This window comes from Nostoc sp. NZL, from assembly GCF_015714705.1.
GTDB lineage: Bacteria > Cyanobacteriota > Cyanobacteriia > Cyanobacteriales > Nostocaceae > Nostoc > Nostoc foliaceum_A.
Genome location: NZ_WBKL01000031.1, coordinates 1 through 20,431 on the forward strand (window position 1 = coordinate 1; position 20,431 = coordinate 20,431).

At 44.0% G+C, this 20,431-nt stretch carries 19 protein-coding genes and 1 pseudogene; 15 read left to right on the forward strand and 5 right to left on the reverse strand.

The features are described 5' to 3' along the window. A partial coding sequence (locus F8R90_RS03990; RefSeq protein ID WP_442946735.1) for a hypothetical protein occupies nt 1–216 on the reverse strand: 216 nt, incomplete at its 3' end. 201 nt (nt 217–417) lie between these two features. On the opposite strand from F8R90_RS03990, the gene F8R90_RS03995 reads away from it, so the two are divergent. The 3 genes from F8R90_RS03995 (at nt 418) to F8R90_RS04005 (ending at nt 7,595) form a co-directional block, all read left to right on the forward strand. Continuing rightward, nucleotides 418–1,521 carry a TIGR03032 family protein gene (locus F8R90_RS03995; protein ID WP_196509663.1) on the forward strand — a complete coding sequence of 368 codons (1,104 nt, stop codon included), beginning with the start codon at nt 418–420 and terminating at the stop codon, nt 1,519–1,521. Between the two features lie 64 nt (nt 1,522–1,585). Then, nucleotides 1,586–6,325, forward strand: coding sequence for a beta strand repeat-containing protein (locus tag F8R90_RS04000; RefSeq protein WP_196509664.1), 4,740 nt, complete (start codon nt 1,586–1,588; stop codon nt 6,323–6,325). 313 nt (nt 6,326–6,638) lie between these two features. Then, entirely contained in the window at nt 6,639–7,595 is a 957-nt protein-coding gene (locus F8R90_RS04005; protein WP_196509665.1) for a hypothetical protein, read from the forward strand. A 77-nt stretch (nt 7,596–7,672) separates the two neighbouring features. On the opposite strand, the gene F8R90_RS04010 is transcribed toward F8R90_RS04005, so the two are convergent. Both F8R90_RS04010 and F8R90_RS04015 read right to left on the reverse strand, forming a co-directional pair. Next, nucleotides 7,673–8,335, reverse strand: coding sequence for a helix-turn-helix domain-containing protein (locus F8R90_RS04010; RefSeq protein WP_230966082.1), 663 nt, complete (start codon nt 8,333–8,335; stop codon nt 7,673–7,675). Between the two features lie 138 nt (nt 8,336–8,473). Next, the gene (locus F8R90_RS04015; RefSeq protein WP_230966083.1) at nt 8,474–8,788 is read right to left on the reverse strand and encodes a DUF5372 family protein; all 315 of its coding nucleotides are present in this window, start codon (nt 8,786–8,788) and stop codon (nt 8,474–8,476) included. A gap of 68 nt (nt 8,789–8,856) precedes the next feature. Here F8R90_RS04015 and F8R90_RS04020 point away from each other — a divergent pair, with 68 nt between their 5' ends. The 8 genes from F8R90_RS04020 (at nt 8,857) to F8R90_RS33780 (ending at nt 16,510) form a co-directional block, all read left to right on the forward strand. Then, complete coding sequence (locus F8R90_RS04020) at nt 8,857–10,128, forward strand: reverse transcriptase domain-containing protein (RefSeq protein ID WP_230966086.1); 1,272 nt, start codon at nt 8,857–8,859, stop codon at nt 10,126–10,128. 411 nt (nt 10,129–10,539) lie between these two features. Further along, nucleotides 10,540–12,501: a reverse transcriptase/maturase family protein gene (locus F8R90_RS04025; protein WP_196509666.1), complete on the forward strand. Its 1,962-nt coding sequence runs from the start codon at nt 10,540–10,542 to the stop codon at nt 12,499–12,501. Nucleotides 12,502–12,514: 13 nt separating this feature from the next. Further along, the gene (locus F8R90_RS04030) at nt 12,515–13,414 is read left to right on the forward strand and encodes a hypothetical protein (RefSeq protein ID WP_230966084.1); all 900 of its coding nucleotides are present in this window, start codon (nt 12,515–12,517) and stop codon (nt 13,412–13,414) included. 85 nt (nt 13,415–13,499) lie between these two features. Next, entirely contained in the window at nt 13,500–13,757 is a 258-nt protein-coding gene (locus tag F8R90_RS04035) for a DUF5674 family protein (protein WP_442946736.1), read from the forward strand. A gap of 74 nt (nt 13,758–13,831) precedes the next feature. Then, complete coding sequence (locus F8R90_RS04040) at nt 13,832–14,188, forward strand: hypothetical protein (RefSeq protein WP_196509672.1); 357 nt, start codon at nt 13,832–13,834, stop codon at nt 14,186–14,188. Nucleotides 14,189–14,220: 32 nt separating this feature from the next. Further along, nucleotides 14,221–15,015, forward strand: a complete 795-nt coding sequence (locus F8R90_RS04045) for a peroxiredoxin-like family protein (RefSeq protein WP_196509667.1) — start codon at nt 14,221–14,223, stop codon at nt 15,013–15,015. Nucleotides 15,016–15,239: 224 nt separating this feature from the next. Next, on the forward strand, nt 15,240–15,398 hold the full coding sequence (locus F8R90_RS04050) for a hypothetical protein (RefSeq protein ID WP_230966085.1): 159 nt from the start codon (nt 15,240–15,242) through the stop codon (nt 15,396–15,398). A 716-nt stretch (nt 15,399–16,114) separates the two neighbouring features. After that, the gene (locus F8R90_RS33780; protein WP_442946737.1) at nt 16,115–16,510 is read left to right on the forward strand and encodes an SNF2-related protein; all 396 of its coding nucleotides are present in this window, start codon (nt 16,115–16,117) and stop codon (nt 16,508–16,510) included. Here F8R90_RS33780 and F8R90_RS04060 read toward each other — a convergent pair. Further along, a pseudogene (locus F8R90_RS04060) lies at nt 16,485–17,247 on the reverse strand (DUF6444 domain-containing protein); the annotation flags it as partial. The gene F8R90_RS33780 and the pseudogene F8R90_RS04060 sit on opposite strands and share 26 nt — an antisense overlap. A 1,049-nt stretch (nt 17,248–18,296) precedes the next feature. On the opposite strand from F8R90_RS04060, the gene F8R90_RS04065 reads away from it, so the two are divergent. Together F8R90_RS04065 and F8R90_RS04070 are read left to right on the forward strand one after the other, a co-directional pair. Continuing rightward, complete coding sequence (locus F8R90_RS04065; protein WP_196509668.1) at nt 18,297–18,668, forward strand: hypothetical protein; 372 nt, start codon at nt 18,297–18,299, stop codon at nt 18,666–18,668. A gap of 31 nt (nt 18,669–18,699) precedes the next feature. Beyond that, nucleotides 18,700–19,008, forward strand: a complete 309-nt coding sequence (locus F8R90_RS04070; RefSeq protein ID WP_331000596.1) for a hypothetical protein — start codon at nt 18,700–18,702, stop codon at nt 19,006–19,008. A 102-nt stretch (nt 19,009–19,110) separates the two neighbouring features. Here F8R90_RS04070 and F8R90_RS04075 read toward each other — a convergent pair whose 3' ends face one another. Then, a complete protein-coding gene (locus F8R90_RS04075) occupies nt 19,111–19,257 on the reverse strand; it encodes a hypothetical protein (protein WP_196509669.1) in 147 nt (48 codons plus the stop codon). Between the two features lie 25 nt (nt 19,258–19,282). Here F8R90_RS04075 and F8R90_RS04080 point away from each other — a divergent pair, with 25 nt between their 5' ends. Beyond that, entirely contained in the window at nt 19,283–19,426 is a 144-nt protein-coding gene (locus tag F8R90_RS04080) for a hypothetical protein (protein ID WP_196509670.1), read from the forward strand. 152 nt (nt 19,427–19,578) lie between these two features. Next, complete coding sequence (locus tag F8R90_RS04085; RefSeq protein ID WP_196509671.1) at nt 19,579–20,208, forward strand: response regulator; 630 nt, start codon at nt 19,579–19,581, stop codon at nt 20,206–20,208. Nucleotides 20,209–20,431: the final 223 nt, after the last annotated feature.

Genomic DNA, 20,431 nt, shown 5'->3' on the forward strand with positions numbered 1-20,431 from the left:
GTGTAATATTTCTGCTATTATTTCATCAGTCTTGCCATCCGCAGCCATTAGTAATGTGTGTGCACGCCGAATTTCTCTGGCTTTTGCTGAACCCTTTTTGACTAGAGCCAGTAGTTCTTCCCTCTGTGATTCACTCAGATTAATTTGATACTTTTTGCTCATACACCCTTTTTCCTTCTTCTGCGATCGCTTGTCTGCTTGTGAATACCAATGCATCCACATTGCTATTTAATCACACTTGATTATAACCCCGCAAAATTAATGGGACAGACCACTAGTGGTCTGTCCCATTAATTCTGAAAGGTTTGTAGTGAGAGATTTATCGCTCAACTTCAAGGTTTAGAGCCACTGACTATTTTTTTACTCAACTAAGTCCAAATTTCCTCAACTAAATTTGAAATTTAATTCAACTGATTTATGTTAGCCACCTTTACCACTAATGCCCCAGAAGAGAATAACTTAATTAAGTGTGATGCCGATCAGGGATTTATCTCTTGGCTAAGTCAAGCCAGAGGCTCCATTGCCATCACCACCTACCAAGCTGGAAAACTGGCAGTTTTGGGCTGGAATGGACAACAAATTACCATGCTGTTACGCCAATTTTCCAAACCAATGGGGTTGGCAGTTCATGGTTCACGTCTGGCAGTAGCTAGCCATCACGAAGTCTGTTTATTAGCCAATGCCCCTGCATTAGCTTATGAGTTTTTAGAAGACCAACCCGGACGCTATGATGCCCTCTACCTACCACGGATGGCATACTTCACAGGCGACCTCAACATTCACGACATGGAATTCGGCAGGGAAGGGCTGTGGATTGTCAACACCCGCTTTTCTTGTCTTTCTGTATTGAGTCCAGACTTTAGCTTTGTACCGCGCTGGCATCCCAAATTTATTTCCCAAGTAGTACCAGAAGACCGTTGCCATCTTAATGGGTTAGCGATGGTGGATGGCAACCCCAAGTATGTAACTGCCCTCGGTGCGACAGATACCGTTGGGGGATGGCGACCGGGGAAAGCCAACGGTGGGGTCGTGGTGGAAGTGGAGAGCAATGAAATTATTTTAGATGGATTATCAATGCCCCATTCCCCAATTTGGCATGACGGGTTTTTGTGGCTGCTCAACTCTGGTGCTGGGGAAGTATGGCGCATTCATCCAGAATCAGGAGACAAACAAGTAGTCTGCGTACTGCCTGGATTTCTGCGGGGGTTGTGCTGCGTAGGGTATTACGCCCTAGTGGGACTTTGCCAGATTCGGGAACGGCATATTTTCGGAGGGTTGCCTATTACCCAACGCTTTGAGCAGTTACTTTGTGGTGTGGCAGTCGTGGATTTACGAAATGGGCAGCAGGTGGGGATGTTGAATTTCACTACAGGCTGTCAAGAACTTTATGATGTGCAGTTTCTTGCTGATGTACAACGTCCGATGGTTTTGAATCAGGAACGAAAAGAAATCCGCCAAGCATTTACTGCACCAGAGTTTAACTACTGGCTGCGACCGAGTGCAGTGATTCCTAATGACTAAAGAATCTGTTTAATCAGAGCGTAATTGTTGAAATCAAATTTTTAGTTTTTTCAGAGGTTTTTTCATGACTGAATTCCAAGTAAATACAAGCATCACAGGCAATCAATCTAACTCCACAGTAGCGATTGATGCAGATGGTGACTTTGTGATTTCCTGGACTAGTGATGGTCAAGACGGATCTAGTAATGGGATATATGCCCAGCGCTACAACAGTGACAGGGTGGCTCAAGGGAACGAATTTCAGGTCAATACCACCATCACAGGCAATCAATTTAACCCCACAATAGCAATGGATGCAGATGGGGACTTTGTGATTTCCTGGACTAGCAATGGTCAGGACGGGTCTGGCTTTGGAATATATGCCCAACGTTACAACAGTGCCGGTGTGCCTCAAGGGGGAGAATTCAAAGTCAATACCTACATCCTTGACAGTCAATCTAACCCCACGATAGCAATGGATGCAGATGGGGACTTTGTTATTTCCTGGACGAGCGATGGTCAGGACGGGGATGGATATGGGATATACGCCCAACGTTACAATAGTGCTGGGGTGGCTCAAGGGGGAGAATTTAAGGTCAATACCTATACCACCGGCTTTCAAAATAACTCCACAATAGCGATGGATGCAGATGGGGACTTTGTTATTTCCTGGCAAAGTTATGGTCAGGACGGGGATGGCTTTGGAATATATGCCCAACGTTACAACAGTTCTGGGGTGGCTATTGGGGAAGAATTTCAGGTCAATACCTACACCAACAGCTTTCAATATAACCCCACAATAGCGATGGATGCAGATGGGGACTTTGTTATCTCCTGGCAAAGTTATGATCAGGACGGGTCTGGAGATGGGATATATGCCCGACGTTACAGTAGTGCCGGGGTAGCTATTGGGGGTGAATTTAAGGTCAATACTTACATCGCTGGCAATCAATCTAACCCCACAATAGCGATGGATGAAGTGGGGAACTTCGTGATTTCCTGGACTAGCAATGGTCAGGACGGTTCTGGAGATGGGATATATGCCCAACGTTACAGTAGTGCCGGGGTAGCTATTGGGGGTGAATTTAAGGTCAATACTTACATCGCTAACAATCAATCTAACTCGACATTAGCGATGAATGCAGGGGGAGATTTTGTCATTTCCTGGACTAGCGATGGTCAAGACGATTCTGGTAGTGGGATATATGCTCAACTAAACATCAACGCTGGGGTTCCCCCAACAATCACCTCTGGTTCTGTCTCTGCCCTGGCATATACCGAGAACGCCACTACAGCCATAGACTCAGCTATCACCGTCAGCGATGTAGACTCAGATAACCTAGCTAGTGCCACCATCAGCATTACCAGTGGTTTCGCCTCTGCTCAAGACACTCTCGCCTTCGTTAACCAAAATGGGATTACGGGCAGCTACAACAGCAGCACAGGTGTCTTAACCTTAACTGGCAGTTCCACGGTTGCTAATTATCAAACCGCGCTGCGTTCTGTTACTTATAGCAACAGCAGTGATAAACCCAGTCTTACACCTCGTACCATCAGCTTTATAGTTAATGATGGGACTTCTAATAGTAGTACCCTTACCCGTAATATTAATATTACGCCAGTAAATGATATACCCATTGCTACTGCCACCAACTCTGCCCTGGCATACACTGAGAACGCCACTACAGCCATAGACTCAGCCATCACCGTCAGTGATGTAGACTCAGATAACCTGGCTAGTGCCACCGTTAGCATTACTAGTGGTTTTGTCTCTACTCAAGACATTCTCGCCTTTACCAACCAAAATGGGATTACGGGCAGCTACAACAGCAGCACAGGTGTCTTAACCTTAACTGGTAGTTCCACGGTTGCTAATTATCAAACTGCACTGCAATCCGTTACTTATACCAACAGCAGCGACAACCCAAGTACTACACCTCGTACCGTCAGCTTTATAGTTAATGATGGGACTGCTAATAGCAACACCGTTACCCGCAATATTAATATTACGGCAGTGAATAGTGCGCCCGTTGCTACTGCCACCAACTCTGCCCTGGCATACACCGAGAACGCCACTATAGCCATCGACTCAGGTATCACCGTCAGCGATTTAGACTCTGCTAACCTGTCCAGTGCTACCGTCAGTATTACCAGTGGCTTTATTTCTGCTCAAGACATCCTCGCCTTTACCAACCAAAATGGAATTACGGGCAGTTACAACAGCAGCACAGGTATTTTAACCTTAACTGGCAGTTCCACCGTTGCTAATTATCAAACCGCACTGCGTTCCATTACTTATACCAACACCAGTGATAACCCCAGTACTACACCTCGTACCGTCAGCTTTCTAGTTAATGATGGGACTGCTGATAGCACCACCGTTACCCGCAATATTAATATTACGGCAGTGAATGATGCTCCCGTCGCTGTTAACGACAGCATCACCACAAATAAAAACACACCCATTATCATTAGTGGTACTACTCTGTTAGGCAATGATACAGATGTCGATGTTAGTGATGTATTGAATATCACTGGCTTCACCCAACCTAGCCAAGGAAGCTTAGTTAACAACAACAACGGTACTTACACTTATACGCCCTTCGAAAACTATTATGGCTCCGACAGCTTCACTTACACCATAAGTGATGGGCAAGGAGGAAGTAGCACTGCTACCGTCAACTTGACCATTAATGAAATCACCCCTCCGATTAATGGCACTTTAGGTGCAGACAATCTGACTGGTACAGGGATCATGGATATCATCTCAGGGTTGCAGGGCAATGACACCCTCAACGGACTAGGTGATAACGACACTCTCGATGGCGGCGATGGAAATGATTTCTTAGATGGTGGTACAGGAGATGACAGTCTCCTTGGTGGTAAAGGCAATGACACTTATATAGTGGACAGCATCGGTGACATTATTACTGAAGCCGCCAGTGCAGGCACAGATTTAGTTAAATCTTCAGTAAGTTGGGTATTGGGAAATAACCTGGAGAACTTTACCCTGACTGGAACCGACGCAATCAATGGTACTGGTAACAGCCTTAAGAATATTTTGATTGGAAATAGTGCCGCTAACACCTTGACCGGAGAAGGTGGCAATGATAGCCTCGTTGGTGGTGCAGGCAATGATAGTCTGATTGGCGGTGCAGGCAATGACACCTTGGATGGAGGTTTGGGATCTGATACTCTTGATGGTGGAGCAGGCAACGACATTTACACTGTAGATAACCCGAATGATGTTATTGTTGAAGGCTTAAATGCAGGCACAGATTTAGTCAATTCTTCAGTGAGTTGGGTGTTGGGAAATAACCTGGAGAAGTTGACCCTGACTGGAAGCTCGGCAATCAATGCTACTGGTAACAGCCTTAATAACATCCTCATAGGAAATACTGGCGCTAACAACTTGAGCGGAGGAGATGGTAACGACAGCCTCTTCGGTAGCTCAGGTAATGACACTTTGTTGGGCGGTGCAGGTAATGACACCTTGGATGGAGGTGCAGGGATTGACAGTCTTGATGGTGGAGCAGGCAATGACATTTACACTGTAGACAACCTCAGCGATGTTATTGTTGAAGGCTTAAATGCAGGTATAGATTTAGTCAAGTCTTCGGTGAGTTGGGTGTTAGTAGATAACCTAGAGAACTTGACACTGACTGGAAGCACAGCAATCAACGGTACTGGTAACAGTCTTAATAATATCCTCATAGGAAATACTGGCGCTAACAAATTGAGTGGAGGAGATGGTAACGACAGCCTGATTGGTGGTACAGGTAATGACACCTTGTTGGGTGGTTCCGGCAATGACACTTTGGATGGAGGTGTGGGAATTGACAGTCTTGATGGTGGAAATGGTGACGACATTTATAGTGTAGACAGCCTCAGCGATATTGTTGTCGAAAGCTTAAATGCAGGCATAGATTTAGTCAAGTCTGCCGTTAGTTGGGTGTTGGGAAATAACCTGGAGCATTTAACGCTGACTGGTAGTAAGTTAATCAATGGTACTGGTAACAGCCTTGATAATATTCTTACGGGAAATGGTGGCGCTAACAACTTGAGCGGAGGAGATGGTAACGACAGCCTCTTTGGTGGCTCAGGTAATGACACTTTGTTGGGCGGTGCAGGTGATGACATCTTGGATGGAGGAGCAGGGATTGACAGTCTTGTTGGAGGAGCAGGCAATGACATCTACACTGTTGACAACCTCAGCGATATTATTGTCGAAGGCTTAAATTCAGGCACAGATTTAGTCAATTCTTCGGTGAGTTGGGTATTGGGAGATCATTTGGAGAACTTGACTCTGACTGGAACCAAGGTAATCAATGGTACTGGTAACAGCCTTGATAATATCCTTACGGGAAATGGTGGTGCTAACATCTTGAGCGGAGAAAGTGGCAATGATATCCTCTTTGGTGGCTCAGGTAATGACACCTTGTTGGGCGGTGCAGGTGATGATCTACTCACTGGTGGAATTGGTCGAGATGTGCTGACTGGTGGAGTTGGGCGAGATAACTTCAACCTGGCTGATACCCGTACTGGAGGCTATGATATCATCACTGATTTTACTGTTGGAGATGATACTATTTTTGTTTCCAAGGCAGAATTCGGACTTAGCCAATCTCAGGATACGATACTAGATTCGGGTTTGTTCCGACTTGGGACTAGTGCGACAACAGCAAGCGATCGCTTTATGTATGATCAAACAACGGGGAATCTATTCTTTGATAAGGATGGAGTTGGTGGTACAGCACAAGTTCAAATAGCCCAGTTCTCAAATCAGGCAGTGCTTAGTAGTGCAGATATTACTGTAATTGCCTAACGGGAGCGAATCATAGCCAGAAAAGACAGATCACCCAGCAACACACTGATAAACTGTTGCTGGGCTATATGCAAGTATACATACGACGGTGTATTCATATTGCACCTTGATTCAATGAAGTTTAGGGATATTCTCCTCTCTATGATTATTCTCCACTCAATGCACTGCAATTGGGTACAGATTTTCTCACAAGTGAGCGAACCTCCCCAAAGGAAGAGCTTCGCTAAGGTGAAAAAAGTAGTGGTTAGTGAGCTATGAGTGAGCTACTAATAAGGTAGGCTAGAGTTGTATCAAGTGTTGAAGTCTACCAACTATGGCAACAAAAAATCCCCGTATAGCAGCCTACCCACCACCCAAAGTCTATGAACTGTTGGTTGAATTTAAGCGCTCTCAAGGATTAAAGTCAGATTCTGCCGCTATTGTGGCAATTCTGGAGACTTACCTATGCGGTAGCCTACCCAATGTGCTGCCAAGTGAGCTATCAAGTACGCCAAAGCGAATTGAGGATTTAGAGGTGAAGGTGAGTAGTCTGCTTTCTGATGTAGCAGTACTCAAGCAGGCAATGAGTCAGTATACTTGTCAAGCATCTGGTGAAGACCTATCCAACGAATATCTGCATCAACCTGATAACTACGAGGCATTAAGTGAGCCACCAAATGAATCACCTAACAGAATCCTTGACTTGACAAACGAATCTGTAGTTACGTCCGGGAGTACATCTAGAAGTGAGCTACAAATAACTGGGGCAGATGTTGACACTGAATTATTGAAGTCATCTGTTATTGAAACCGGATCCGCCAACAGTGAGCTATCAAATGAGTCACTATTGGTAACACCAACTGCCGAATCTATCTTAAACTACACACTAATTGAGGAGAACACGCCTCCCTATAATGAGCTACTAAGTGAGCCAGCATCAAATGACTTACTAGAGACCGTCATTGGTGAGCCATTTCATGACTCACTTGATGGTCTACCACGGCTCGAAGAAAATAATCATCCCAAAGTATCATCTGCCAATAGTGAGCTAATTAATGACTTACATAATAGCTCACTAGAAAAATCCGAAAGTAAAAATTCCCTGGAAGTTCCATCTCACCTGACTGGTGCAGCTTTAGCCAGAAGACTAAATGTTTCTGGCAGCACCCTTCGCCATAAGAAAAATGCTCCCAATTTTGGGCAATGGACTTCTCTTCATGACCCAGATGGGATTGCTTGGCATTTTGATGGTGAAAAGTTTATTGAAAAGCCCTCACCCGATATACAGTAAAACCCCTTGAGTGCAAAATTACTCCAAGGGGTTAACCGTATGCAAACTATTATTTTCGGCTCACTATCAAACTGGTATTATTCAGATTTAACAGGCACACGGCGAATTTTTTCTCGTAAAGTGTCTAAAATTTCGGGTGTAACCTTATACCACCAAGGACTTCGAGCTGTTTCTTGGAAAGCCTGAATAATTCCTTTGTCTCGCCAGTAATAGATAGTATGAATTCCAACACCAAGTTTTTCAGCTAAGGCACTGGTGGAATAATAACCTTCTGGACTGACCCCGTCATGTGCTACTTGTGGATTACTTAAAGGCTTTTCAATCCCAAACTTCCAACGAATCCAGGCAACACCTTTTTTCGTAAAAGCCCGCCCTTTACCACCCACCAAACCTCGGCGATTCAGTTCATGAGCAATTTCGCTATCAGTTCGGCCCACAGCTAATTCTTCAATGAGTTGAATGACTTGGTTGGGTGTTCGGAATTTTTCTGCATTTGTTGGGCGTGTCGCAACAAAGCAGCTTGTAGCTCCTGTATGCCACAGTATTTGCCCACTCTTACCAAGGTCACTATCCAATACTTCGATTTGACTCTTGTCCCAACCCAAGGTTAATGCACGGTCAGCTAGGGCGTATTGTCTTTCTGTACTTTCACGGTGGAATTCGACCTGAGTGGGTGTCGATTGTCTTAAATATACAACAGCACGGCGTTCCAGATGGGTCGTCCTAACTTTACTATTCATCTGGTTTACTCCTTATTATCGACTCGTCGAGACTTTTGCTTACGAGTATCTTGTCTATTAACCTTGCTGTTAGTTTTATTAGACGACTTAGCCTTTCTTTGTTGGCTGGTTGAGTGGTTGGTAGTAGATGCTTTTGTATCATTTGTTTTTCCTGTGTTCAACTCCTTTATTTTCAGGAACACAAGGAATTTCTGACGTTATAAATTGCGATCGCCCTGCTACCCATTCACTCAATCGCAGTAGTTTTTCAGGTAAAAACTTCCCGACTCTTTGGGTCGTGCTTGCTTGTTGTGTCCATAGGTCGGTTTCCCTTGCTGGTAGAGACAAAAATCCTCCCAATGGACTTTCTACGGTTACTTTAGTCTCTTGACCAACTTTGCGAATTTGCCGTACTACAACTGACTGACCATACAGTGGGTGAATGGGATTGGTGATGGTGACACTACTTCCCAAAAGAAACTTGAAATTATGTGCAGTTTTATTATATCGTTCTAGTAATACAAGACCGTGCCATCCAGGCAATGGTTAAAAATGCCTTAGAACCCGAATGGGAAGCAACTTTTGAAAGGTCAAGTTACGGTCTTCGACCAGGACGTAGCCCCCATGATGCTATTGCCAGTATCTATAACCTCGCCCGTCCGAATAAACGGAAGAAATGGGTGGTAGATGCAGACATTCAAGAATGTTTTGACAACATTTCACATAATTTTCTGTTAGAGCGATTAACAGGCTTTCCAGCCCGTGAATTAATTAAACAGTGGCTACTAGCAGGATATATGGAAGCGGGTTCATGGCATCCTACAGATGCTGGTACACCGCAAGGGTCTGTTGTCAGTCCGTTGTTAGCAAATATAGCTTTGCACGGTATGGAATCTGCCTTGGGAGTTAAATATAACAAGGACGGAGAACTACGTGCAGCAAGAGCCTTGGTGAGATACGCCGATGATTGTGTGGTGTTCTGTGAAACACTTGAAGATGCAGAAAATGTTGTTCAAATCCTTAATGATTGGATGCAAGTCAGGGGGCTTACCCTCTCCCAGGAGAAAACCAAAATATCGCATCTTACAGCAGGTTTTGACTTCTTGGGTTTCAATATAAGACACTACAAAGACCAAACCACTAAAACTGGATGGAAGCTGTTAATCAAACCTAGCAAAAAGTCTGTGCTAAATATTCGGAGTAAACTGCGTTCCGAATGGCTTAACTGTAAAGGTAAATCAATGGATGCAGTGATTAAAAAGCTCAATCCGATTATTCGGGGACAAGTTAATTACTTCCGAGTTGGGGTATCCTCAAAAATTTTCAATTCTCTTGACCACTGGTTATATGAGAAACAGAAAATGTATGCCAAACGTACTCATCGAAATAAATCCGATAGCTGGCGTCAGGCTAAATACTGGGGAAATCTAAATCTTGACAGACCATTTGACCGATGGGTTTTCGGTAATAAACAAACCGGAGCCTATATGTTGAAATTTGCTTGGTTCAAGATTGAAAGGCACATTCTTGTTAAGGGTAAATCATCACCCGATGACCCCAAATTAAGGGACTACTGGATTAAACGGCAAGAAGCTAAAGCCAAATCCGAATTAATCAAAAGTAGACAGAAGATAGCCCAAAAGCAACAATATGTCTGTCCTGTTTGCGGGGAATCGCTATTAAATGATGAAGAGTTACATCTTCATCATAAAAAGCCAAAATCTCAGGGTGGTGGTGATAATTACGGCAACCTACAACTCGTACATTTGTACTGCCATCAGCAAATACATTCTGGAACCATTTGTAGTTTGTGACTTGCTTGAGCCGGATGCGTTGCAAGGGTGCGCCGTGGTACGCACTGATTGAATTGCCAACTAAGTTGGCTGGAGTTCAGGGTAATTGACTCCAAGGCGAACAACTAACCTAAACCCGAAAGGGCGAGGGGACAAGAGCCTGTTCGTAAAGCGGAAAGTAACAGAAAACGTGTATGTTACGGTTCCGCAACGCCTGAACGATATGGCTAAAACTAAACTGTTTAAACCCTAATATCCTGCGGTGGAAGTGCACATCCTTCGGTATCACGTTTGTACACCGATGTTATTGGTAGCCATTAATTCGCCTTTCATTAATGGTACACCCTGACCAGTAAGCGATGAGTAATGAACTCATTCAAGGATATAAGTAGGAGCCTAAGTCGTTCTTTATACGTTCATCAGTGACGAAACATGGGATTGCCTAAGAGACGCGAGTCCTATGGTGACGGAGTGACAATAGTAGTCGTGGAAGTAACGCCCCACCAGGGAGAACGGGAGAGCCGTTTACAGGGCGAAGTGTCACAGGTAATTGGATGTAACAGAAATCGAGAGGTACGCGAGATGCGAACAGCCGAAACGATACTGAACATCATACGTGAACGCGGACAGCGTGGGTTGCCAGTAGAAAACGTGTATCGATTGCTATATAACCCAGACTTGTACTTACGCGCTTATGCCAAGCTGAACAGCAACGCAGGTGCAATGACACCAGGCACTACGCCAGAAACAGTGGATGGGATGTCCCTGGGGAAAATTAACACCATCATTGAGACTCTAAGATATGAGCGCTACAGATGGACACCAGTGCGACGTACTTATATCCCGAAGAAAAACGGTAAACTGCGACCGCTAGGTATGCCTTCTTGGTCAGATAAATTACTTCAAGAAGTAATTCGTTCTATATTGGAAGCCTACTATGAGCCTCAGTTTAGCGAACATTCCCACGGTTTCCGACCAAAACGCGGATGCCATACAGCCCTGTTAGAAATTACCCAAAAAGGTCGAGCTACTAAGTGGTTTATCGAAGGAGATATCTGCGCGTGCTTTGACAGAATAGACCATACTCTCCTGTTAAAAATACTACAAGAGAAAATCCACGATAATCGCTTGATTCGACTAATCAAAGGGCTGCTGGATGCAGGGTATTTGGAAAACTGGAAATACAATGCCACCTATAGCGGGGTTCCGCAGGGTGCAGTTGTAAGCCCAATACTTTCTAATCTAGTGCTAGACAAGCTGGATAAATACGTCGAATGCGAACTAATACCAGCATACACGCGAGGTCAGCGAAGGAGGGTTTACCCACCGTACAGAGATTTAACTATGGCTGCTTCAATTGCACGAAAAGCTGGGAAATTGTCAGAAGCACGGAAACTGAGCCAACAGGCGCAGTCTATTCCGTCCCGCGACCCCAATGACCCAAATTTTCGTCGCCTTTGGTATACAAGGTACGCCGATGATTTCTTGTTAGGGGTAGTAGGCTCTAAATCCGAGGCTGTGGAAATCAAACAGAAAATCGCCACTTTCTTACGTGACGAGTTAAAACTGGAACTCAGTGAAGAAAAGACGCTAGTTACCCATGCAAGGGACGAAGCGGCTCAATTCCTGGGCTATGAAATTCATATACTACATGCCGACGATAAACATGACCATCGTGGTCAAAGATGTATCAACGGTAGTGTGGGTCTGAGGGTTCCAAAAAGCGTAATTAAAGACCATCGTGTCAAATATATGCGCTCTGGGAAGCCTATACACCTAACCCAAAGAGTCAACGATAATGCCTACAGCATAGTTAGCCAGTATCAAGCGGAATATCGAGGATTAGTCCAGTATTACCGCATGGCTTACAACCTCCACACTCTCTCCTCACTTAAACGAGTTATGGAGCTTTCCTTAGTAAAAACTCTGGCTCATAAGTTCAAAACTACATGCCAGAAAATTTACAAACGGTATCGCACAACCATTGATACCAAGGATGGTACTTACAAAGTACTACAAATTACAACGGAGCGCGATGACAATAAGCCTTTGATAACTCATTTTGGTGGTGTCTGTTTACGATGGAATAAATGGGTCAAAATCGACGATAACCTGGCTAATCATATCTGGAACGGGCGTAGTGAAGTCGTTCAACGTCTTTTAGCCCAAAAATGTGAAATTTGCGGGGCAACGGACAATATTGAAGTCCACCATATCCGTAAACTAGCAGACATTAAGCTTCATAGATGTAAAGAACGTCCAGAATGGATGGTCAAAATGTCAGCACGTAAACGAAAAACCCTTGTGGTTTGTCGTCAGTGCCACGAGAAAATCCAATACGGACGCTACGATGGTGAAACTCTCAAACGTTTTGATTACTGGAAAGCGAAGTGATACGGAAACGGTCATGCTTCGTTTGGAGGGGGGTGGTTGGAAAAGTACCAATACTGGTAACTCGCTGGCTACCTACCCTACCGCACGTCCGGTTCTGAGGGGGCGGGATTATAGCGATATAGTCCTGCTACCCGACCACGGTGATGCCACCCAGGAGGAGCAAAGCTTGGAGCGGAAAGTAGAACGGGCGTTTTTTGAAGCGGGGAAGGCACTGGCGCAATTATGCGATCGCAGACTGTACCGTTCGACGCATGGCACATTTGAGGAATACTGCCGGGATAGATTTGGTCATAGCCGTCGTCAGTCTTATCTTTTAATGGATGCGGCTGTTGTTTTTGATAACTTGGTTGAAATTTGTGATCAAATTGATCACAAATTGCCCACAGTAGAGGGGCAAGTTCGACCCATGACCAAGCTCGAACCCCAACAACAGCAAGAAGTATGGCTAAAAGCAGTAGAACAAGCTGCCGGGAAAGTGCCAACTGGTAGAATCGTCAAAGATGTGGTGCAAAGGATTATGGAGCGAACCCAAGTACCCAATACCTACCAGATAGGCGAAGTCTGCCAAATCCTTGCAAAGGACAACCCAGAACTCAGAGGAAAGGGTGGGTGTTGGGGGATTGTCAGCGCAGTGAACGAGTTTAGTTGCACCTTGAGAGTCTGGGATGGAGAGTACACCGTTGGCTTGCAGCACCTCAAATCTTACAATTACTTGTCTGCCGAATGTGAGCAGATGCAGGTAATTAGCGATGCCTGCGGCGGGCTACGCCTACGCATCAGTCGGGTGTATTCGAGTGGGCTGGAGGAGTCGGTGCAGAAGTTTTTGGAGTCATTGGGGAAGCTGAATCGTGCTTATTTGACGGATTTGGAAGAGAAAGTGTTGAGTCTTCTGGAGTTGGAAATCATACCATAATGCTGCAAGTGATTAATTTTGGGATTCAAGGGATTCTACAAAGTAGAATTTTGACTTGTGCATTTATACAGGTAGGGGTGAGATTTTGGTACTGATTATTAGGGAAAGAGCAACTCTCGAACAAGTGGAGTTAATGCTGCAAACCTTGCGAGTTTACATTAAAGTGGCAGTAGATATAGAAAGAGGGATTTTAGCTGGAGGAGGAGAGAAACACGCTTTTTGTGAAGCAGCATTGCTTGAAGACGGTAGTAGACAGCGAGATATCTGGGGTGCGGATTGGACTCCCTTTGACCAATCGATAGCTTATGAATCGATTATTAACATTCGTCAAGCGTCAGAATAATCGCTCAATGTTAATTCAAGACCCAGCGATTAAAGAACGTGTTAAAAAAATAACTCAGGAGTTAATTGGTGGATATGAACCAGAATTTAGATAAAAAACAAGTACATTTTCAAAGTGAAAATACATCACTTTGCTTAGGACATATAGCTTCTAATTTAGCTAGGCTTAGAACATTTTGTAACAGTGCTTATAAAGAAGCTGTTGAAAGTGTGACAGATGAAACTATATATTTTATTGAATGGACGGCAGCAGAAATTGAACCTGAATATGCTGAAGAACTGGTTAACATTCAAGTTCAACTGGCACGATGGAGATTAACTTTTGATAGTATTTGGTCTGATGATAGTAAACGGAGACAAATGTCAGAACAATGTAATATTTGGTCAGGACGAGTATTAGATATGTCAGGGTTGCTGTCCGAATCCATCTAAAATTTTATTTAAAGACTGTTGCCTTCATGTATATGAATACTGAAACACCCATCAATTCTCCAGATATTTACTCAATTTTGAGTCAAACTCAACGCTTGCGAGTTAGTGATGGAGAGATTAAACCCGTTTTAGATGATTGCTCAAATACTTCAAAGTTGCTCGTACTTATTTGGTCACAGTTGGGAGATTTTGATAATTTAGAATACGCTTGGTGGCTGCGAAGAGAATTTGAAGAGATTGAACCTAGAGGAATCACAATTCGCGCTATTGGAATTGGAAACCGCAATTCTGGGATCAAATTTTGTGAATATACGGGCTTCCCTCAAGAATGGTTGTTTGTGGATGCAAAAGCTGAAATTCACGCGCTTTTAGATATTTATCAAGGACTGAGTATACAATTCCCTCTGCTATCAATGTCACAAAAAGCTTTACTGAATTTAATGTTAATGTGTGCGGGGATTGGTAGTCCGGGAACTCTAAAGGAAGTTTTTCGAGGTTATAAAGGCGATAAAAAAGCACCTCAGTTAATTGCTGATGAGGAAGTTGTCATGGGTACACCTTTACCACCAATCAAAGGTTCGTTTTTCAAAGCGGCTGGAGGAAAGGGTTTTCAGCGACCTTTTGAACTAGCAACCCTGCGCCTGCGAAACATGACCGAAGTTTTGAGCAACTGGAATATTTATGTACCAGACTCATCTTATTTGACGCAACGGGGAGGAACTTTTCTATTTGATTCCCAAGGTCAGTTAATTTACGAACATCGCGATCGCGGGATTCTTGGTTTTGCTGAAAATATGAGCAATCCCTTATCTTTTTTGTATAAGTAATTAATGGGCAAGGGTGGGTGTTGGTGGATTGTCAGCGCAGTGAATGAGTTCAGTTGTATCTTATGATTTGCAGATTGCAGCGATGGCTGCGCCAACGCCAAAGGCGAACACAGTTGTGAAAAACTTAGCAATTAGTCACGCACAACACGAGACAATTTAGTCGTGTTCGTGGGCTGGTGATTGAGTAGGGGGAGCAATAGCAATGATATGTTTTGTGGATTCGAATGAAAACTAATGCTACTCGACTACTGGATAAGCTAGGTATTCCCTACCAAATCCTCAGCTATGAAGTAGATCCTGATGATTTAGCAGCTCTTAGTACAGCACACAAAGTTGGTTTTCCGCCAGAGCAAGTTTTTAAAACTCTTACTCTAAAAACATAAGTATTATTACTAGAAAATTTTAGTGTTTATCTGGGTTTAATAAATAATCTACGTAAGACTTCTGAGAAAAATAATTTCTAAATTGCTTATAAAGTAAAAGCTTTAAAAATTTTCTTGATAAGTAGCTAAATAATATAGCCGTATAGAAAAATACTTTATTAAGATGTAGCAGGTACTAAGAACCGAATAGATTAATATCCTATTTTATACCTGCTACTTGTAAAAAACATAGTTGCTTTCTTAGCACTCTAGTCCAACCAGTCATTAGACATAAGGGTTTAGGGGAGTGAGTTTCTCATGATTAGAGGAGGGAGAATACCAGTCCAGTTACAAGGGGGAAGACACGAGTGACTGACATTGTAACTGGACAGATTGTGCGCGTGCGATCGCGGCAGTATCTTGTAGAAGAAGTTGTGTCGAAACCCTCTCCAGAGCAAGACACTAAAGTTAGCCTTTCTTGTTTAGAAGATGATGCGTTAGGAGAATCGCTAGAAGTCCTATGGGAACGGGAAATAGATGCCAAAATTGTAGGGGCGACATCATGGGATTCCATAGCGAATCGAGGTTTTGATAATCCGCGTCTGTTTTCTGCTTACTTGCACACATTACGTTGGAACTGCGCTACTTCCACAGATGCCAAGCTTTTCCAAGCTCCTTACCGAGCAGGTATAGAAGTCAAAGCTTATCAATTAGAGCCGCTACGTAAAGCTTTACTGATGCCGAGAGTCGGTTTATTTATTGCGGATGATGTCGGTTTGGGCAAGACAATTGAGGCAGAGATGATACTGCGTGAGATGCTGATGCGGCAGAAAGTTAGGCGAGTTGTCATTTCCTGTCCGCCTTCAGTGGTAAGGCAATGGCAAGAAGAAATGGAGAGTCGCTTTGGACTCACATTCATGATTCTTGACCGTGAGTTTATTGCTGCCCGTCGTCAAGAACGGGGTTATGGAATTAACCCTTGGATGACGCACACTCGGTTCATTATCTCCCACGCTTTGCTACGAGATGAAACCTATGCCGCACCATTAAGGGACTGGCTTGGTGATTTTGCAGCTGCTTCCATGCTCATCCTTGATGAAGCTCACAAGGTGTTTCATCCACATGGATGTTAGGTTGTGTCTGTTTTACCCAATTACTTAATTCAATAATGCTTGGTTCAATTGCTTGAGTTATTCGTTCATTAGTTGCGACTAACGAACAAGCCCAATATCAAGAAAGTCCCAGTTCCCATAACATTTCTTGCTGTTTTTCGTAGGGCATATGTGCATAATTATTTACCCATCCTAAAAAAGCCTGTAATCTAACTCCTAAATCTTGCCCTGGAACGATATCTGGCGACCATGAGGCTGTTTGTACATTTCCACAACACTCACACACGCAGGTATGACGTTGATATTCCACTATTTCAATGGGACGTTCTACCAATTGCGCTACCGAATGCTTTTCTACCTTCACTGCTACACTCGCAAATGCTTTGTTACCACAACAGACACAATCACTTGGACGTAAGATTTCATAACGATCTACTTTCCCAAAACCCTTACGTGTTTTTCCCTGATGTCCTACCTGCCCGCCTGGTTTTCTCTTGGGATGATTTGATTCCTCTTGGGGGGGAGCTTTTTTGTTTTCACTCTTTTTCAGAATGTCCCCAGATGGTGGTTTCGATGAAGTCTTACTGTCCAAATCTCTGCTGAGTTTTAACCGTTCTACTTCTTGCTGTAGTTCGTAGATGATTTTCTGTAACTCACGTATTACCTTGCTCTGCTCAATAATTATCTCCACCAGTTCTTCTTTTGATAACTGGTTCAAGCTTTCTCGGTCTAAAACAGTACGGCAGGTTTTGGTTCATATTTGTGACACTCCCCCTCAAGTGTCCCCCTTGTCAATACTCTGCCACCTGAATCCTTACATGATTTTCCCCGAACTAATAATGACTTAGAACATGCTTTTGGTCTGCTAAGTCATCATCAACGTCGTTGTACCGGTCGTAAGGTTGCTCCCTCATCCCTCGTTATTCGTGGTTCTGTCAAACTTGCCTGTGCGATCACTACTAAGCTTCATTCTTTTACCGCATCTGATTTAGCACAAGTTGATATTCATACTTGGCTCGAATTACGCTCTCAATTACAAAAACACCACAAAGCCAGAATTGAACGGTATCGATTTCGCAGAGACCCCAAGGCTTACTTGGCTAATCTAGAGAGTCGTTTTCTCTAGTAAATTTTACCACACTAGATTTTTTAGCGATGGTCTGTGGATGGAGGAAGTAGCGTAGGCGCAGCCCGTCGTAGACATCGCTCTTATGGAAGGTAGTCCATCACCTAAAAGCAATCGATTCTCATGAGTGATTGCCGAAAGCACTACTGATGTGGGCTATTGGAGTGATGAATGGTATGTTGGTGGGAAATCTGGCGCTAAGATTCGGTTTACAAGCTCTTTTATGTTGATGCACTATCTTTACAGTTAGTCTCCTGCATGAATTAATTCAAGAAATTGCGAAATTTCTTTAGTCGAGCGAATGTGATAAACATTTTTGATGCTTTGAGCCTGCTCGATAAACTCGCAATATTTTGGGGTCAAATATTTGTGACATAACCAAAGCACACGGTAGCTACTAAGAGAACTCCTTAATATGGGGCTGTTTTGGGCTATCGCCGTGTGCGGATTTGTGTGGATTTTGAACAGGGGCAGATTGGGGAACTTTCATCGCTAAGGGCGTGAAGCTATTCGGCAAGCTCTAGCCTTGCTAGCCGATGTGTTCCACGCATAAAACCTGTCAAAAAGCTGCTTTTTAAACTCTGCTTTAATAAATGATTATCTTCAGATAATGTCCGTATATTAGTTTAGTGAGTCTATGTTTTTGTAAATACACAAGTTTAAGTCGAGTGAGGAAAGAAAATGAATAAGTTCACCTGTTTAATGATTGTCGGGGCAGTATTGTCGATGAGTGCGCCAGCATTGGCTGAAAGTCGTGCGGTTAATATCAGTGTTGGCAGTATAGGTGGCCCTCTAGATAATGCTGCTTTGCGAACAGTTCGCCAAGTTATCGGGTTTGCGGTTGGTACTGGTACTGTTGATAAATTTATTGTATATAGCCCAAGAGAAGGCGCTCCTATTCCCATTGAAGGGGGTTTATCTGCTTGTGCGGAAGCTGGCTTTGGGATAACTGATGCCAGATTTAATGCTTTTATCCAGCAGTTGCGTTTAATTACACCCCGCTCAGGAACTTTCTTGAATGTAGAACTTACTGCAAGCTGTAGACTCAACTAAGAATGTTGTTACTTAACCTTCTTGGGTTGTAGTGAAAACTTGGGATGGAGAATTGACGGTTGAGGTGAAGCATCTTAAGTCTTCCGATTATTTACCGCAGGAATGTCAGCAGATGCAGCTCCTTTGCGATGGCGCTGTTTCTCCCACCGGAAGCGATCGCATCAGTAGGTTACGCGAAAACGAGAACTTGAAAGATGCCCCAAGTGCTTCAGCACAGCACTTGGGGGAACTGAAGCGACCGTATTTGACTGCGTTTGAGGAAGAACTTTTGGGTTTCATAGAGGCAAAAGCATCTATCACAAAAGCGGGAGCAAATATTGGAGATGTTCAAGATAGTTAAATTTGATATGTTTGCAAATAGACAGTAATTAAGGTTTTGGTTTCCTTCACCAGTTGTTTGCCCTCAAGTGGCTCACGCGTGAATGAAAGCCACAGCAGTTCATTAGAGAGAGACTTTGACTACGGTTGTGGCAATCAGTCGAGATTGAGTGGCATCAAGTAGAGGATTTCGTCGTGAGAAGAAATGAGCCAGTTCAACTAATATCTGTTGGTCATATTCGTTAAACTTACTGGCATCAGTAACTGTCATCAAGTCGATTAACTGTCCTAAGAGGATGTTTGAAAAGTTTTGGGCGAATATAATTTGCTACTACACAAACCAAGTCCGCCTGCGCGGACTAACGCAAAAACAAGGGCTTGAACCCACGCAGATGGGTTTTGTCTGTGTAGCCGCGACTTCTAGTCGCCAAGGCGAGTAATAAATTAGACTTTTCAAACAACCTCTAAATCGGGGGTTTGGCTTACTGGGAATTACCGAACGAGCGGAACGCATTGGGGCACAACTCTCGATTGAGAGCCGACTGGGGCAGGGAACAGAAACGATCATATCCGTACATCGGGAGGCATCAGTGTGAGTCAGTCTACAGCAATCCGCGTTTTGATTGTCGACGATCACTCGATTGTCCGGCAAGGACTTGCTGCGATGATTGAAAATGAGCCAGATATGACAGTGGTAGGTCAAGCGGGTAATGGGCAGGAAGCGATCGCTCAATATCGGCAACTACAGCCTGATGTCACCTTGATCGACTTACGGATGCCCCAGGTAAGCGGCGTTGATGCGATCGTTGCAATCTGTGCTGAATTCGCCCATGCCCGGATGATTGTACTGACCACTTATGACGGGGACGAAGATATTTATCGAGCATTACGCGCCGGAGCCAAGGGCTATCTGCTGAAGGACGCTGAACCGGATGCACTCCTGAATGCGATTCATATCGTTCACAGAGGACAACAATATATTCCTTCCGAAGTCGCTGCCAAACTGGTGCAACGGATGAACATTCCAGAGTTGAGCGATCGAGAACAAGAAGTTGTTTGCCAGATGGCGCGTGGCTTGAGTAATCAAGATATTGCTGCGGCTTTGAATATTACTGAAAGTACCGTCAAATTTCACATCAACCGAATTCTGAGCAAATTAGGCGTGAGCGATCGCACTCAAGCGGTGATTACCGCATTGAAGCGCGGACTTGCCAAGTTGTGAAAGCAATGAGAACTGAACTTAAGTTCGGTTGAGGGTTCGTTGTAGAGATAGTAAGCAACTGTTGTTTCATCGCTTCAATTACTCAACTTAGAGTTGGCGACAAAGCTGAATTAGTTTCATAAGCTAAAGACATAGAAAAAACGGAGTCGGGAGGAATCACAGATAGGAGTCAATGAAGAGGACAAGGGGCAGGGGGCGGGGAGCAGGGAGCAGGGAGCAAGGG

Excerpts from the sequence above, each read along its gene's own strand:
- F8R90_RS03995 (WP_196509663.1), top strand. The coding sequence starts at position 418 with ATGTTAGCCACCTTTACCACTAATGCCCCAGAAGAGAATAACTTAATT.
- F8R90_RS04000 (WP_196509664.1), top strand. The coding sequence starts at position 1,586 with ATGACTGAATTCCAAGTAAATACAAGCATCACAGGCAATCAATCTAAC.
- F8R90_RS04005 (WP_196509665.1), top strand. The coding sequence starts at position 6,639 with ATGGCAACAAAAAATCCCCGTATAGCAGCCTACCCACCACCCAAAGTC.
- F8R90_RS04010 (WP_230966082.1), bottom strand. The coding sequence starts at position 8,335 with ATGAATAGTAAAGTTAGGACGACCCATCTGGAACGCCGTGCTGTTGTA.
- F8R90_RS04020 (WP_230966086.1), top strand. The coding sequence starts at position 8,857 with ATGGTTAAAAATGCCTTAGAACCCGAATGGGAAGCAACTTTTGAAAGG.
- F8R90_RS04025 (WP_196509666.1), top strand. The coding sequence starts at position 10,540 with ATGGGATTGCCTAAGAGACGCGAGTCCTATGGTGACGGAGTGACAATA.
- F8R90_RS04030 (WP_230966084.1), top strand. The coding sequence starts at position 12,515 with ATGCTTCGTTTGGAGGGGGGTGGTTGGAAAAGTACCAATACTGGTAAC.
- F8R90_RS04040 (WP_196509672.1), top strand. The coding sequence starts at position 13,832 with ATGAACCAGAATTTAGATAAAAAACAAGTACATTTTCAAAGTGAAAAT.
- F8R90_RS04045 (WP_196509667.1), top strand. The coding sequence starts at position 14,221 with ATGAATACTGAAACACCCATCAATTCTCCAGATATTTACTCAATTTTG.
- F8R90_RS04050 (WP_230966085.1), top strand. The coding sequence starts at position 15,240 with ATGAAAACTAATGCTACTCGACTACTGGATAAGCTAGGTATTCCCTAC.
- F8R90_RS33780 (WP_442946737.1), top strand. The coding sequence starts at position 16,115 with ATGCCGAGAGTCGGTTTATTTATTGCGGATGATGTCGGTTTGGGCAAG.
- F8R90_RS04065 (WP_196509668.1), top strand. The coding sequence starts at position 18,297 with ATGAATAAGTTCACCTGTTTAATGATTGTCGGGGCAGTATTGTCGATG.
- F8R90_RS04075 (WP_196509669.1), bottom strand. The coding sequence starts at position 19,257 with ATGACAGTTACTGATGCCAGTAAGTTTAACGAATATGACCAACAGATA.
- F8R90_RS04080 (WP_196509670.1), top strand. The coding sequence starts at position 19,283 with ATGTTTGAAAAGTTTTGGGCGAATATAATTTGCTACTACACAAACCAA.